At 57.3% G+C, this 14,705-nt stretch carries 14 protein-coding genes; 6 read left to right on the plus strand and 8 right to left on the minus strand.

What is annotated here, in order from left to right; translation table 11 throughout:
* Window positions 1-33 precede the first annotated feature (33 nt).
* A complete protein-coding gene (ibpA, locus tag FKM52_RS17420; RefSeq protein WP_141177424.1) occupies window positions 34-450 on the minus strand; it encodes a small heat shock chaperone IbpA in 417 nt (138 codons plus the stop codon).
* A 307-nt stretch (window positions 451-757) separates the two neighbouring features.
* On the opposite strand from ibpA, the gene FKM52_RS17425 reads away from it, so the two are divergent.
* The gene (locus FKM52_RS17425) at window positions 758-1,114 is read left to right on the plus strand and encodes a YceK/YidQ family lipoprotein (protein WP_141177425.1); all 357 of its coding nucleotides are present in this window, start codon (window positions 758-760) and stop codon (window positions 1,112-1,114) included.
* On the opposite strand, the gene FKM52_RS17430 is transcribed toward FKM52_RS17425, so the two are convergent.
* The 7 genes from FKM52_RS17430 to dnaA form a co-directional block, all read right to left on the minus strand.
* Complete coding sequence (locus FKM52_RS17430) at window positions 1,111-2,373, minus strand: YidR family protein (RefSeq protein ID WP_141177426.1); 1,263 nt, start codon at window positions 2,371-2,373, stop codon at window positions 1,111-1,113. The two genes, FKM52_RS17425 and FKM52_RS17430, sit on opposite strands and share 4 nt — an antisense overlap.
* A 57-nt stretch (window positions 2,374-2,430) precedes the next feature.
* The gene (gene yidA, locus FKM52_RS17435; RefSeq protein ID WP_141177427.1) at window positions 2,431-3,240 is read right to left on the minus strand and encodes a sugar-phosphatase; all 810 of its coding nucleotides are present in this window, start codon (window positions 3,238-3,240) and stop codon (window positions 2,431-2,433) included.
* A gap of 197 nt (window positions 3,241-3,437) precedes the next feature.
* On the minus strand, window positions 3,438-3,836 hold the full coding sequence (locus FKM52_RS17440) for a YidB family protein (protein WP_141177428.1): 399 nt from the start codon (window positions 3,834-3,836) through the stop codon (window positions 3,438-3,440).
* Between the two features lie 93 nt (window positions 3,837-3,929).
* Entirely contained in the window at window positions 3,930-6,338 is a 2,409-nt protein-coding gene (gene gyrB / locus FKM52_RS17445; RefSeq protein WP_141177429.1) for a DNA topoisomerase (ATP-hydrolyzing) subunit B, read from the minus strand.
* 17 nt (window positions 6,339-6,355) lie between these two features.
* Window positions 6,356-7,441, minus strand: coding sequence for a DNA replication/repair protein RecF (gene recF / locus FKM52_RS17450; RefSeq protein ID WP_141177430.1), 1,086 nt, complete (start codon window positions 7,439-7,441; stop codon window positions 6,356-6,358).
* A gap of 225 nt (window positions 7,442-7,666) precedes the next feature.
* Complete coding sequence (dnaN, locus tag FKM52_RS17455; protein ID WP_141177431.1) at window positions 7,667-8,767, minus strand: DNA polymerase III subunit beta; 1,101 nt, start codon at window positions 8,765-8,767, stop codon at window positions 7,667-7,669.
* A gap of 4 nt (window positions 8,768-8,771) precedes the next feature.
* Window positions 8,772-10,166 (minus strand): chromosomal replication initiator protein DnaA, encoded by a 1,395-nt coding sequence (gene dnaA, locus FKM52_RS17460; RefSeq protein ID WP_141177432.1) that lies wholly within the window; start codon window positions 10,164-10,166, stop codon window positions 8,772-8,774.
* A gap of 596 nt (window positions 10,167-10,762) precedes the next feature.
* On the opposite strand from dnaA, the gene rpmH reads away from it, so the two are divergent.
* The 5 genes from rpmH (at window position 10,763) to mnmE (ending at window position 14,705) form a co-directional block, all read left to right on the plus strand.
* Window positions 10,763-10,903: a 50S ribosomal protein L34 gene (gene rpmH / locus FKM52_RS17465; protein WP_000831330.1), complete on the plus strand. Its 141-nt coding sequence runs from the start codon at window positions 10,763-10,765 to the stop codon at window positions 10,901-10,903.
* A gap of 17 nt (window positions 10,904-10,920) precedes the next feature.
* On the plus strand, window positions 10,921-11,280 hold the full coding sequence (gene rnpA / locus FKM52_RS17470; RefSeq protein ID WP_141177433.1) for a ribonuclease P protein component: 360 nt from the start codon (window positions 10,921-10,923) through the stop codon (window positions 11,278-11,280).
* Window positions 11,244-11,501, plus strand: a complete 258-nt coding sequence (gene yidD / locus FKM52_RS17475) for a membrane protein insertion efficiency factor YidD (RefSeq protein ID WP_141177434.1) — start codon at window positions 11,244-11,246, stop codon at window positions 11,499-11,501. Before rnpA ends, yidD begins: the two co-directional genes overlap by 37 nt.
* A gap of 2 nt (window positions 11,502-11,503) precedes the next feature.
* Window positions 11,504-13,147 carry a membrane protein insertase YidC gene (gene yidC / locus FKM52_RS17480; protein WP_141177435.1) on the plus strand — a complete coding sequence of 548 codons (1,644 nt, stop codon included), beginning with the start codon at window positions 11,504-11,506 and terminating at the stop codon, window positions 13,145-13,147.
* Between the two features lie 193 nt (window positions 13,148-13,340).
* On the plus strand, window positions 13,341-14,705 hold the full coding sequence (gene mnmE, locus FKM52_RS17485; RefSeq protein WP_141177436.1) for a tRNA uridine-5-carboxymethylaminomethyl(34) synthesis GTPase MnmE: 1,365 nt from the start codon (window positions 13,341-13,343) through the stop codon (window positions 14,703-14,705).

Below are 14,705 nucleotides of genomic sequence, written 5' to 3' on the forward strand. Positions count from 1 at the left end.
CAACGCCGCGTTTCCGCGGCGTTATCAGAGAGATTAGCTGAGGATTTCGATACGGCGAGGTTTCATCTCTTCCGGAACGATACGTTCCAGATCGATATACAGCAGGCCGTTTTCCAGGCGGGCGTCGCGCACGACGACATGATCGGCCAGCTGGAACTTACGTTCGAAGTTGCGCTCGGCAATGCCCTGATACAGGTATTTCCGCTCGGTCTGCTCTTCGGCATGGGCGCCGCGCACAATCAGCATATTGTCATGCGAGGTGATATCCAGTTCGTTCTGTGCGAAACCGGCCACGGCAATGGTGATGCGATAGTGGTTTTCAGCCACCAGCTCAACGTTGTACGGAGGGTAGCCGCCATTGCTCTGGTTCTGGTTGGATTCCAGCAGGTTAAACAGACGATCAAAACCGATAGCGGAACGATACAGCGGAGAAAGGTCAAAGTTACGCATAATACAAAGCTCCTGAATTTCAGCGAGTAGGTTAAACGCAGCCTTCCGTTATGGACAGGCCGTCCGGTCGCGCTGGCAAACCCATGCGGCGAGAGCCGCGCTGACCGTGTTAGTAAAATGGGGTCTACTGATATTCTTTCAAGATCGATTTCGCGATTTTTTTAAGCAAAGCACAGAGAATGTCATACACTCAGGGGAAGATATCGTCGTGCATCCGGCGCGAGTCACCACAGAGTGATCGGGAGCTTCCCCGCCGCAGACGAAATAACTCAGCATGGCCGAAGCTATGACTGAAGGGACAAAGAAAATGAATGTCATACAGAAATACCGTTTGGCGGGGCTACTGGCCTGTAGCGCATTATTTACTACCTCTGGCTGTTCCAGCATGATGTCCCATACCGGCGCCAGCCAGGGCTACTATCCCGGCACCCGCGCCAGCGCTGATATGCTGACCGATGAAAACAGCAGCTGGGCGATAAAACCGCTGGCGCTGATCGATCTTCCTTTTTCCGCCGTGCTGGATACCGTCTTGCTGCCCTGGGACTATCTGCGCGCCGATGACTGCCAGTCTATCGATTCACCGCGCGCGCGCGTCGCTGAGGCGGAAAGACTGGCGAACACGCAGGAAACGCTCTCCCAGGCCGCGCCGCTGGCGGCTAATTAATCCACCGCCACCGTAAAGATCTGCTGATAGCCGTCAACCACGCTCATCCAGGCGATGTGGCGGCCATCGGGCGAAAACACTACCGCATCGCCCACCGGCGGCGTCGCGCTGCGCGGCGTCAGTCGCCGCATCTCACCGCTTTGACTGTCGCACAGCATTACGCTGTTATCGCAGACGATCGCCAGGCTTCCGCCCGCAGGATGCCAGCTAAACGCCGACTGCATATCCCCGGCGCCGCGGGTAATCTGGCGCGGTTCGCCGCCGCAGGGCGAAATGCTCCACAGCTGCACCACGCCGGCGTCATCGCGCATTAAAAAGGCGATTTCGCTGCCGTCCGGGCTGCTGCGCAGCCAGTGGCGCGGCGCGGTGGCCAGCCCTGGATAGCGGCGCTGATGGGTAAAGGTTAAACGCCGCTGCCGCACGCCGCGCGGCGGCGCCGGAAGCTGAGTAGCGGTTCCCTCCAGCGGCGCCTCGCCCGGCTGGGCATAGTCGCTCAGGCTCTCCGGCAGATCGACAAGGTAAACTTCCGGCACCGTCGTACCGTCCTGCGCGCGCGTATCGCCAATAAAGGCCAGCGCCCAGCGCTGGCGGCTGCCGTCCGGGCGCTGATAGCCGAGATTACCCACCCAGCCCTCTTCGTATGCGCGGTTGATTTCATCGCTGCCCGCCTGCGGCGCGGAGGTAGTGCGGCTGACCAGCACGCAGAAATGGCTGCCGTCATATTCGCGCGGATGCTGTTTAACCGGGCAGACGGCATGCAGCGGTACGGCGACGCCGACGTTGCGCAGATCTTCCCGCCGGTCCCACTCATGCATCACATGGTCGTTATAGGTGAAGCTAAGGCGGCTGCCGTCGGGGCTGAAGACGTGGACATGCGATCCGCCGCGCAGCGCGCCGGGAGTGAAAGGCGGCGTGATATCGCAGGCGTCGAGGTTTTCCGCTACGCCGTTTTGAATGATAACGCCGCGCCGATGGTGAAAGTCGTAGCGCCAGCTGGCGTCCGGATGCTCCGGGCCATGAATACAGACGTAGCGCGGCGGCAGATCGGGACTAACGGTAACCACGCCTACGTGCGCGCCGTCGCGCGCCTGATAGAGAATTTCCGTCGCTCCGCTCGCCACGTTGACGCGCTCAATGGTCAGGCCGGTAAAAGAGGCGCCGGAAGGGCGCACATCATAGGCCAGCCACTGGCTGTCGGCAGTCCAGACGTTGATATTGGTCAGCTGGTGATGGCGCGGAGCGAAAGTAAGCTGTTTCATAAATAAAAACCCTGCGGCGAAGTATCGCCTCAGGGTAAAAGATTCGGCGGCAAAAACCTACAGTACAAATTTCTCAATGGCGTAAGCCACGCCATCTTCCAGATTGGTTTTAGTCACGTAGTCCGCAACTTTTTTTACCGAGTCGATCGCATTGCCCATCGCCACGCCGACGCCGGCATACTCCAGCATCGCGATATCATTTTCCTGATCGCCGATAGTCATCACCTCTTCCGGCCTGATATTCAGCGCATCGGCAAGCGCTTTAACGCCGGTGCCTTTGGTGACGCGCTTATCCAGAATCTCCAGAAAGTAAGGGGCGCTTTTTAACACCGTATATTTCTCACGCACTTCCGCCGGGATACGCGCGATGGCCTGATCCAGAATTTCCGGCTCATCGATCATCATCACCTTCAGGAAGGTGGTGTTCGGATCCATTTTCTCCGCCTCGCAGAAAACCAGCGGAATGGTGGCAACGAAGGATTCATGTACCGTGTAGCGGCTGATATCCCGATTAGCGGTATACAGCGTATGGCGATCGAGCGCGTGGAAATGCGAGCCTACCTCGCGCGAAAGCTGTTCCAGATAGCGATAATCATCGTAGCTTAACGCGGTCTGCGCCACCGTGCTGCCGTCGTTCGCCTTCTGGACCAGAGCGCCGTTATAGGTGATGCAGTAATCCTGCGGCTGGTTCATATCCAGCGCTTTCAGGTAACTTTCCACGCCGGCATAGGGACGCCCGGTGGTAAGAACAACGTTAACCCCGCGCTTACGGGCGCGGGCGATAGCCTGCTTAACCGCAGGTGAGATGGTGTGATCCGGCAGCAGCAGCGTGCCGTCCATATCGATAGCAATAAGTTTTATGGACATAGTTTTCTTCAGGGTAATGGCGACAGTTCTCATCCTGGCACGATCCGGGGCAAAAAACAGTATTCATGGTGCGGCGGAGCGGAACCTGAAGATTTTAACGCGCGGGAAAAGCAGCATGACCGGGCGACAAACGACGTTGAATGATAATAATCACCGCTTCGCCATGAACGCCATGATGAAACGGTGAAAGTAAGAAGTTAGCTGAACAGTTTACCTTTCAGCAGGTTCATGCCGGCCGTCAGTAAATCGTTGTCCGCTTCGGCGTGAACCTCACCCTTCGGTGAAAGCGTATCGATAATCGTCGGCAGATACTGCGCCACCATAGAAGAGGCGGCCTGGGTATCGATGCCCAGTTTGGCGCCAAGCTGCGCCAGCGCCGGGCTGCCCAGCACCGCCAGCACCTGCTCGGAGCTGAGCAGCTGGTTAGCCTGCGAGCTGCTCAGCCAGGACATAACGATTTCGCCAAGCCCGCCCTGACGAAATTTTTCCAGCAGCGCCTGAACGCCGCCCTGCTGGTTAACCCAGCTTAAAATGGCCTGATATTTAGCCGCGTCGCCGTTCAACAACATGCCGGCAACCTGATCGAAAAGTCCCATTTAATGCTCCTTAGTCGCGTTTAAAACGTCCTGTAACAGCCAGTGGCTGGATAAAAAAATGCCGCGCATCGGTGCGCGGCAGAAGGGTTTGGATTAAATATCGATGTTCGCCGCTTTCAGCGCGTTTTCCTCGATAAAGGCGCGACGCGGTTCAACCGCATCGCCCATTAGCGTGGTAAACAGCTGATCGGCAGCGATGGCGTCTTTAATGGTAACGCGCAGCATACGGCGGCTGTCCGGGTCCATAGTGGTCTCCCACAGCTGATCCGGGTTCATCTCGCCCAGACCTTTATAGCGCTGTACCGACAGGCCGCGGCGCGACTCTTTCACCAGCCATTCCAGCGCCTGCTCGAAGCTGGCAACCGGCTGACGGCGCTCGCCGCGCTCGATATAGGCATCCTCTTCCAGCAGGCCGCGCAGCTGCTCGCCCAGCGCGCAGATTTTGCGGTACTCCGGCCCCTGGATAAATTCGCTGTCCAGCGGATAGTCGGTATCCACGCCGTGGGTGCGCACGCGCAGTACCGGTTCGAAGATGTTCAGCTCGCGGTTTTCACGCACCTGAGCCACATAGGTGCTGCCGTGTACTTCACGCTCATTCAGCAGGGTAACCAGGGTCTCAATCCAGCGGGTAACGTCCTGCTGATTTTCCAGGCTTGCCAGCGTTGGGTGATAAATCAGCGCGTTCAGCAGCGCCAGCGGGTAACGGCGCTCCATGCGCTTAATCATGCGCTGGGTGCTGTTGAAGGCGGAAACCAGGTTTTCCAGCGGCTCGCCGCCCAGCGCCGGCGCGCTGGCGTTGGTGTGCAGCGTGGCGCCGTCCAGCGCGATGGCGATTTGGTACTGATCCATCGCTTCATCATCTTTGATGTACTGTTCCTGTTTGCCTTTTTTCACCTTATACAGCGGCGGCTGGGCGATGTAGACGTGGCCGCGCTCGATGATTTCCGGCATCTGACGATAGAAGAAAGTCAGCAGCAGGGTACGGATATGCGAACCATCGACGTCCGCATCGGTCATGATGATGATGCTGTGGTAGCGCAGCTTGTCCGGGTTATATTCGTCGCGTCCGATGCCGCAGCCCAGCGCGGTGATCAGCGTGGCAACCTCCTGCGAGGCGAGCATCTTGTCGAAGCGCGCTTTCTCAACGTTAAGGATTTTACCCTTCAGCGGCAGAATCGCCTGGTTTTTACGGTTACGTCCCTGCTTGGCGGAGCCGCCCGCAGAGTCACCTTCCACCAGGTAGATTTCCGACAGCGCCGGATCGCGTTCCTGACAGTCGGCCAGCTTGCCCGGCAGCCCGGCCAGATCCAGCGCGCCTTTACGACGGGTCATTTCACGGGCGCGCCGCGCCGCTTCACGCGCGCGCGCCGCATCGATAATTTTGCCGACCACGATTTTCGCATCGGACGGATTTTCCAGCAGATATTCCGCCAGCAGTTCGTTCATTTGCGATTCAACCGCCGATTTCACCTCGGAGGAGACCAGCTTATCTTTGGTCTGCGAGGAGAATTTCGGGTCCGGCACCTTCACGGAAACCACGGCGATCAGCCCTTCACGCGCATCGTCGCCGGTAGCGCTGACCTTCGCTTTTTTGCTGTAGCCTTCTTTATCCATATAGGCGTTCAGGGTGCGCGTCATCGCCGCACGGAAGCCCGCCAGGTGCGTGCCGCCGTCGCGCTGCGGAATGTTGTTGGTAAAGCAGTAGATATTTTCCTGGAAACCGTCGTTCCACTGCAGCGCCACTTCCACGCCGATGCCATCTTTTTCGGTGGAGAAGTAGAAGACGTTCGGATGAATCGGGTTTTTATTCTTATTCAGATATTCAACAAAGGCCTTGATACCGCCTTCGTAGTGGTAGTGATCGCTTTTATCTGTACGTTTGTCCTGCAGGCGGATAGAAACGCCGGAGTTCAGGAACGATAGTTCACGCAGACGCTTGGCCAGGATGTCATATTCAAAATCGGTGACGTTGGTGAAGGTCTGGTGGCTTGGCCAGAAACGCACGCGGGTGCCGGTAAGATCGGTTTCGCCGGTAACCGCCAGCGGCGCCTGCGGCACGCCGTGCACGTAGGTTTGCTGATGCACTTTACCTTCGCGACGAATGGTCAGCTCCAGCTTTTCAGACAGGGCGTTAACCACGGAAACGCCTACGCCGTGCAGACCCCCGGAGACTTTATAGGAGTTGTCATCAAACTTACCGCCAGCGTGCAGCACGGTCATGATCACTTCCGCCGCCGAAACGCCTTCCTCCGGGTGAATACCGGTAGGAATGCCACGACCGTCATCCTGCACCGATACGGAGTTATCCGCATGAATGGTAACGACAATCTCTTTACAGTGGCCTGCGAGCGCTTCGTCGATGGCGTTGTCCACGACCTCGAATACCATGTGATGCAAACCGGTGCCGTCATCCGTATCGCCGATATACATTCCAGGGCGTTTGCGTACCGCATCAAGCCCTTTCAGGACTTTGATACTTGAGGAGTCATAAGAATTCGACATCAACGTTTCTCGCTCATTTAATCTTCAGGTTGAACCGCTATTTTACCCTGTTCTACGCGGAACATCTTGCCCTTTTCGTCAGCCATATCAGCTACGTGTTCAGCGCCGATAGCGCTAACGAAAACCTGGGCACGGGTGGCCTTCAGCCGGTCCGCCAGCAGGCGGCGTCGGCTTTCATCCAGCTCCGAGGCAAAATCATCGATCAGGTAGAGGCAGCGGCGTCCGCTTTGCCGGGTGAGAAATTCACCCTGCGCCAGACGCAGCGCGCACATCAGTAACTTCAGCTGTCCGCGCGACAGTAAATCTTCTACCGGCGTCCCCTCGGCGCGAATACGAAAATCCGCTTTGTGGGGGCCGCTGGCGGTGTAGGTTAGCGCCCGGTCGCGTTCAAACTGGCGCGCCAGCAGTTCGCTATAGTCGCTCTCTTTGTCCCAGCCGCGCTGGAAGGAGAAATCCAGCGCAAACTCCGGCAGAAACTGGGCGCAGGTAGCGGTAATATCCGCCGCGATGGCGGCGCTGTACTCGGCGCGCCACTGGCTGATCTGCGCGGCCAGCGGCGCCAGTTCGCGATCCCACGGCTCAATCTGCTGATAGCGCGTAACCTGACGCAGCGCGGCATTGCGCTGCTTTAACAAACGTTTCAGATTGCTCCACGCCAGAAAAAAGCCGGGAGTGTTATGAAAGCAGCCCCAGTCGATGTAGGCGCGCCGGTATTTTGGTCCGCCGTTCAGTAGCGTAAAACCTTCGGGCGTAATCAGCTGCATCGGCAGCAGCTGCGCCAGCTCGGCTACCTTATGCCCGTCGCTGCCGTCAATGCGCACTTTACTGTCGCCGGCGCGGTTTTTCGTCAGGCCGACGTTGGTTTCCCGTTCGGCGCCGTCGATGCGCCCATGCAGAATAAACGCATCCTGTTCGTGACGAATTACGCGCCCCGCCTGCAGGCTGCGGAAAGCGCGCCCGTGTCCCAGGGTGTAAATCGCCTCCAGCACGCTGGTTTTGCCGCTGCCGTTAGCGCCGATCAGAAAGTTAAAGCCCGGCGCCAGCGCCAGATCGGCTTGTTCGATATTACGAAAATCTTGTATCAGCAGGCGGGTTAAAGCCATGAAATAATCCAAAGCGATGGCGTGACAGTAAAGGCCGTGGTGCTGAGGCGGGTTTTCTCAGGTCAGGCAATACTCCAAACATGAGTAAACGCTTACTTGTCATACAATATGGGGCTAAACGCGCGTTTTACAAGGGCCGGCTATGCCGTAATAGCGCCGCGCCGGGCGACAAAGCTGCCGCAACGGCAGGCAGCCCGGCATGCGCCAGGGCTGCGGGCGACGCCGTCAAAGACGCATCGGCATCACGACATAAGCCGCGCTCTGACTCGCCTCATCTTCAATCTGCACGCTGGAGACCGAATCGGTCAGCAGCAGACGCACGTTTTCGCATTTTAACGCGTTGAGCACATCCAGCACGTAGCTGACGTTAAAGCCGATCTCCAGATCGCTGCCGCCATAGGTGACGTCGAGGATCTCTTCCGCCTCTTCCTGCTCCGGGTTGTTAGCGGTAATCCTGAGCTGGTTCTGGCTGATGTAGAGACGCACGCCGCGGAATTTTTCATTCGACAAAATAGCGGCGCGGGCAAACGCCTGCTTCAGCAGATCGCAGCCCGCCTCCAGCGTTTTGTCCGGATTTTTCGGCAGCACGCGGCGGTAGTCGGGGAAGCGCCCGTCCACCAGCTTGGAGGTAAAGATGAAATCGCCGACGTGCGCGCGAATATTGCTGCTGCCGATCTGGATCTGCAGCGGCGTCTCGCCGCCGTCCAGCAGGCGTACCAGTTCCGTCACGCCTTTGCGCGGCACAATAACTGAATGGTTTGGCAACGGCTGCCCTACCGGCATCGAACAGACCGCCAGACGATGGCCGTCGGTGGCAACGGTGCGCAGCTCTTCCCCTTCGGTTTCAAACAGCATGCCGTTAAGGTAGTAACGCACATCCTGATGCGCCATTGAGAACTGCGTCGCCTCAATCAAACGCTTCAGCGTCGCCTGCGGCAGGGTAAATTCCACCTCGCTCTGCCAGTCGTCGAGGTTGGGAAAATCGCTGGCGGGCAGGGTGGAGAGCGAGAAACGACTGCGCCCGGAGCGCACCAGCATTCTGTCGCCTTCCAGCACGACGCTGATTTCCGCCGCTTCCGGCAGGCCGCGGCAGATATCCAAAAACTTACGCGCCGGCACGGTAGTGGCGCCCGGCTCGTGCGGCTGCGTCAGCGTAACGCGCGCAACCATCTCCATTTCTAAATCCGTTCCGGTCAGCAACAGGCTGCCGTCGTTTACCTGCAGCAGCAGGTTGCCCAAAATCGGCAACGTTGGACGTCCGCCTAACGGACCGCTCACCTGCTGTAGCGGCTTAAGTAATTGCTCGCGTTCTACAATAAATTTCATAGCGTCAGGAAGATAATGTTCTGATTAAATTCGAAAAATCTTCTTTAATGTCGTGACTCTCTTCACGTAGCTGCTCGATTTTACGGCAGGCATGCAGCACGGTGGTATGGTCACGACCCCCGAAAGCATCACCGATTTCCGGCAGGCTGTGGTTGGTCAGCTCTTTCGCCATCGCCATCGCCATCTGGCGCGGGCGCGCTACCGAGCGCGAGCGGCGTTTAGAGAGCAGATCGGCCACCTTGATTTTGTAATATTCCGCCACCGTTTTCTGAATATTGTCGATGGTCACCAGCTTTTCCTGCAGCGCCAGCAGATCGCGCAGCGCTTCGCGCACGAAATCAATGGTGATGGCGCGCCCGGTAAAGTTGGCGTTGGCGATAACGCGGTTCAGCGCCCCTTCCAGCTCGCGCACGTTGGAGCGCAGGCGCTTGGCGATAAAGAAGGCCACTTCGCCCGGCAGGCGGATATCATTCTCATCCGCTTTTTTCATCAGGATCGCCACGCGGGTTTCCAGCTCCGGCGGCTCGATAGCCACCGTCAGCCCCCAGCCAAAGCGCGATTTCAGGCGATCTTCCACGCCGTTGATCTCTTTTGGGTAGCGGTCGGAGGTTAAAATAATTTGCTGGTTGCCCTCCAGCAGCGCGTTGAAGGTGTGGAAAAACTCCTCCTGCGAGCGCTCTTTATTGGCGAAGAACTGAATATCATCGATAAGCAGCGCATCCACCGAGCGGTAGTAACGCTTGAACTCTTCGATGGCGTTATTCTGCAGCGCCTTCACCATATCCTGCACAAAACGCTCCGAGTGCATATAGACCACTTTCGCATTGGGCTTGCGGGCGATAATGCCGTTGCCGACGGCGTGCAGGAGGTGAGTTTTACCCAGGCCGGTGCCGCCGTAAAGAAACAGCGGGTTGTAGGCGCCGCCGGGATTATCCGCTACCTGACGCGCCGCCGCGCGCGCCAGCTGGTTGGATTTACCTTCGACGAAGTTATCGAAATTATGTTTGGCGTTAACGTTCGAGCGCCATGAGCGCTCCGCCGGCGCGGGCACGCTGTCCCAGCTGGGACGCGCCGCAGGCTGTACCGGCGCGACGCTGGCGGCTACCGGCGCCGCAACGCTGGCGACGGCAGGCTGCGGGATGGTCTGCGTCATCGGCTTGCTGCCAACCTCAAAGCGCAGCTGCGGCGCATCCGCTCCGCAAAAATCATTAAGCAGCCCATTGATATTATTGAGATATTTATCTCTTACCCAGTCGAGTACGAACCGATTCGGGGCATATAAGGCCAGCGTATTGTCGTTCAGTTCAGCCTGCAGCGGACGTATCCACATGCTGAATTCAGTGGCAGGTAGCTCATCCTGCAAACGGGCAAGACACTGTTGCCAAAGCGAAAGTGACACGGCGGACTCCACTCGAACAAAATCGATAAGAAAACAGGCGCTGAAACAGATCAATCATCATTGTTGACGCATGTCAGTGACAGACATACGAACCGCTATCCGCGGTTGCTCCGATCGCGATCGCAGAGAGGATCGTTAGCGGAAGGGCGGATCATAGCGCAAAGCGAGACAGAGATCTTCACTTTCTACACAGTTTTGATCCATTTTATCCACAGGCATCGGACGAAGCTAAGTTTACGTCAGGCTGGTTAAAAGGGACTACCGATCCGCCATATTGATGCAAATATTCGGCCTCCGTCACGTTATTACCGCAACGGCAATGAAAACGATCGCCAGAAGATCCTGGGCGATCCTTGCGCTTTAGCACGGACGCCGTATAATTCCCGTCCCGGCGTGATGCGCCTTGTCGATTTCGACAGGAATTGCAGGTCGATTCGGGCAGCCAGGCGCGCGCAGCAAGCGAAGTAAATTGACTCCGGACTGTACAATTATTACAATCCCGCCTCTTTATTAAAGATACACTGAGGCGTCGGTCGTTTTACGGAACCGGGTACGCGTCACCACGTGAAATTTTTCAAGTTTAGGTAGAAATCGCCATGAAACGCACTTTTCAACCGTCCGTACTGAAGCGCAACCGTTCTCACGGCTTCCGTGCTCGTATGGCTACTAAAAATGGTCGTCAGGTTCTGGCACGTCGTCGTGCTAAAGGCCGCGCTCGTCTGACCGTTTCTAAGTAATAAAAGCTAACCCATAAGTGGTTAAGCTCGCATTTCCCAGGGAGTTACGTTTGCTAACTCCCACTCATTTCACTTTCGTCTTCCAGCAGCCACAACGGGCTGGCACGCCGCAAATTACTATTCTCGGCCGCCTTAATTCGCTGGGGCATCCCCGTATCGGTCTTACCGTCGCGAAAAAAAACGTTAAGCGTGCGCACGAGCGTAACCGGATCAAGCGATTGACCCGCGAAAGCTTTCGCCTGCGCCAGCACGAACTCCCCGCAATGGATTTTGTGGTCGTGGCCAAGAAAGGGGTAGCCGACCTCGATAACCGTGCGCTACTGGAAGCGTTGGAGAAATTATGGCGTCGTCACTGTCGCCTGGCGCGCGGCTCCTGATTGCGCTGATCCGCGTTTACCAACGCGTCATTAGCCCGCTTCTGGGACCCCACTGCCGTTTTAACCCGACCTGTTCGCATTATGGCGTTGTCGCCCTGCGCAGGTTCGGGATGATAAAAGGCAGTTGGTTGACGCTGAAACGCGTATTAAAATGCCACCCTTTAAACCCGGGTGGCGACGATCCGGTGCCGCCAAAAACCGACGATAACAGAGAACATTAACGATGGATTCGCAACGCAATCTTTTTCTCATCGCTTTTCTGTTCGTGTCTTTCATGATCTGGCAAGCCTGGCAGACGGACCACGCTCCGCAGCCGCAGCAAACTCAGACCACGCAAAACACGACAGCTGCCGGTGATGCCGCTAATCAGGGCGTGCCCGCCAGCGGTCAGGGCAAAACGATCGCCGTTAAGACCGATGTCCTGTCTTTGAACATCAATACCCGCGGTGGCGATGTAGAACAGGCGCAGCTGCTGACTTTCCCGGATAAGCTGGGTTCCTCTCAGCCTTTCCAGCTGCTGGAAACCTCTCCCGCCTTTTTATATCAGGCGCAGAGCGGCCTGACCGGCAGGAACGGACCGGATAACCCGAATAACGGCGCCCGCCCGCTGTATACCACGACGCAGGATAGCTTTGAGCTGGCCGACGGCCAGAATGAATTGCGTATTCCGATGACCTTCACCGCAGAAAACGGCGCCGTCTATACCAAGACCTTTGTGCTGAAGCGCGGCGAATATGCCATCGACGTCGAATATCAGATCAATAACGCTACCCAGCAGCCGCTGGAAGTCGCTATGTTCGGCCAGCTGAAGCAGACTATCGATCTGCCGAAGCACCGCGATACCGGCAGCAATAACTTTGCTCTGCATACTTTCCGCGGCGCGGCCTACTCCACCAGCGATGATAAATATCAGAAATATAAGTTTGATAACATCGCTGATAACGAAAACCTGAGCGCCACCACCGCTAACGGCTGGGTGGCCATGCTGCAGCAATATTTTGCTACCGCATGGGTGCCGCGCACCGCCGGCAATAACACGCTTTATACCAGCAACCTGGGCAACGGCATCGCCGCTGTTGGCTATAAGTCCGCGCCGGTAGCCGTCGCTGCAGGAGCGCAGCAGACGCTGGCCGCCACGCTGTGGGTAGGCCCGGAAATTCAGGACAAAATGGCGGCCGTAGCGCCGCATCTCGACCTGACCGTTGACTACGGCTGGCTGTGGTTTATCTCTCAGCCGCTGTTTAAACTGCTGAAGTTCCTGCACAGCTTTATCGGCAACTGGGGCTTCTCTATTATCGTTATTACCTTTATCGTTCGTGGCATCATGTACCCGTTGACCAAGGCGCAGTACACCTCCATGGCGAAGATGCGTATGCTGCAGCCGAAAATCCAGGAGATGCGCGAGCGCCTGGGTGACGATAAACAGCGTATGAGCCAGGAAATGATGGCGCTGTATAAATCAGAGAAGGTGAATCCGCTGGGCGGCTGTCTGCCTCTGGTGATTCAGATGCCGATCTTCCTGGCGCTCTACTACATGCTGATGGGCTCGGTAGAACTGCGTCATGCGCCGTTTGCGCTGTGGATCCACGACCTCTCTGCGCAGGACCCCTACTACATCCTGCCGATCCTGATGGGCGTAACGATGTTCTTCATTCAGAAGATGTCGCCGACCACCGTGACCGATCCGATGCAGCAGAAGATCATGACCTTTATGCCGGTAATCTTCACCGTATTCTTCCTGTGGTTCCCGTCAGGTCTGGTGCTGTATTACATCGTCAGCAACCTGGTGACCATCCTCCAGCAGCAGCTGATCTATCGCGGGCTGGAAAAACGCGGCCTGCACAGCCGCGACAAGAAGAAAGCGTAACGGCCTGAGCTGAAACAGTTTCGGGCAGAACCCAACAGGGGCGGATTTTACCGCCCCTGTTTATTTGTGGCCGTCCGGACATCATAATTGATGTAGCGGATCGACAACCAGCAAACATAGTCAAGGCGCAGGCGCCTTTCATCTGAGGCTGCCGGCTGCCCTTCTTTTTTACCAGCCTGTTGAGAGAGTTTCCATGAGCCACAGCGATACGATTGTCGCCCAGGCCACACCGCCGGGACGCGGCGGCGTGGGTATTCTGCGTATTTCCGGCAGCCAGGCGGCGGATGTCGCCCGGCAGCTGTTGGGTAAACTGCCGAAACCGCGCTATGCCGACTATCTGCCGTTTAAGGCGGCTGACGGCACTACCCTCGATCAGGGCATTGCGCTGTGGTTTCCTGGGCCGCACTCTTTTACCGGCGAGGATGTGCTGGAGCTGCAGGGGCACGGCGGCCCGGTGATTCTCGATCTGCTGCTGAAGCGCATCGCCGCGCTGCCCGGCGTGCGCATCGCCAGGCCCGGCGAGTTTTCCGAACGCGCCTTTCTTAACGATAAGCTGGATTTAGCCCAGGCCGAGGCGATTGCCGACCTGATCGACGCCAGCTCAGAGCAGACGGCGCGTTCGGCGTTAAATTCATTGCAGGGCGCGTTTTCCATGCGCGTCAATCATCTTGTGGAAGCACTTACTAACTTGCGCATCTATGTGGAAGCGGCAATCGACTTTCCGGATGAGGAGATCGACTTCCTTTCCGATGGCAAAATTGAAGCCCGGTTAAATGAGGTCATCAACGATCTGAACGCCGTGCGCGCCGAGGCGCGCCAGGGCAGCCTGCTGCGCGAAGGGATGAAGGTGGTGATTGCCGGTCGTCCCAACGCCGGAAAATCGAGCCTGCTTAACGCGCTGGCCGGGCGTGAGGCCGCGATCGTTACGGATATTGCCGGCACCACGCGCGACGTACTGCGCGAGCATATCCATATCGACGGGATGCCGCTGCATATTATTGATACCGCAGGCCTGCGCGAGGCCAGCGATGAGGTGGAGCGTATCGGCATCGAGCGCGCCTGGCAGGAGATTGAACAGGCGGATCGGGTGCTGTTTATGGTTGACGGCACCACTACCGCGGATACCGAGCCGGCCGCTATCTGGCCCGATTTTATCAGCCGCCTGCCAGCTTCGCTGCCGATTACCGTGGTGCGCAATAAGGCGGACGTCACCGGCGAATCGTCCGGCCTGACGGAAGTAAATGGTTACTCACTTATTCGTCTGTCGGCGCGTACCGGCGAGGGCGTAGATCTGTTGCGCGATCATCTGAAACAGAGTATGGGCTTTAATGACCATATGGAAGGAGGTTTTCTGGCGCGTCGGCGACACTTGCAGGCTCTTGAGTTAGCGGATACTCACTTACAGCAGGGTAAAGCACAGCTGCTCGGCGCATGGGCGGGTGAACTGTTAGCCGAAGAGCTGCGGCTGGCGCAGCAGGCGCTAAGTGAAATTACCGGGGAATTTACCTCTGACGATCTGCTGGGACGGATCTTTTCCAGCTTCTGTATCGGTAAATAA

Origin of the sequence: Mixta tenebrionis (assembly GCF_006517625.1) — a bacterium.
GTDB classification, from domain to species: Bacteria; Pseudomonadota; Gammaproteobacteria; order Enterobacterales; family Enterobacteriaceae; genus Mixta; species Mixta tenebrionis.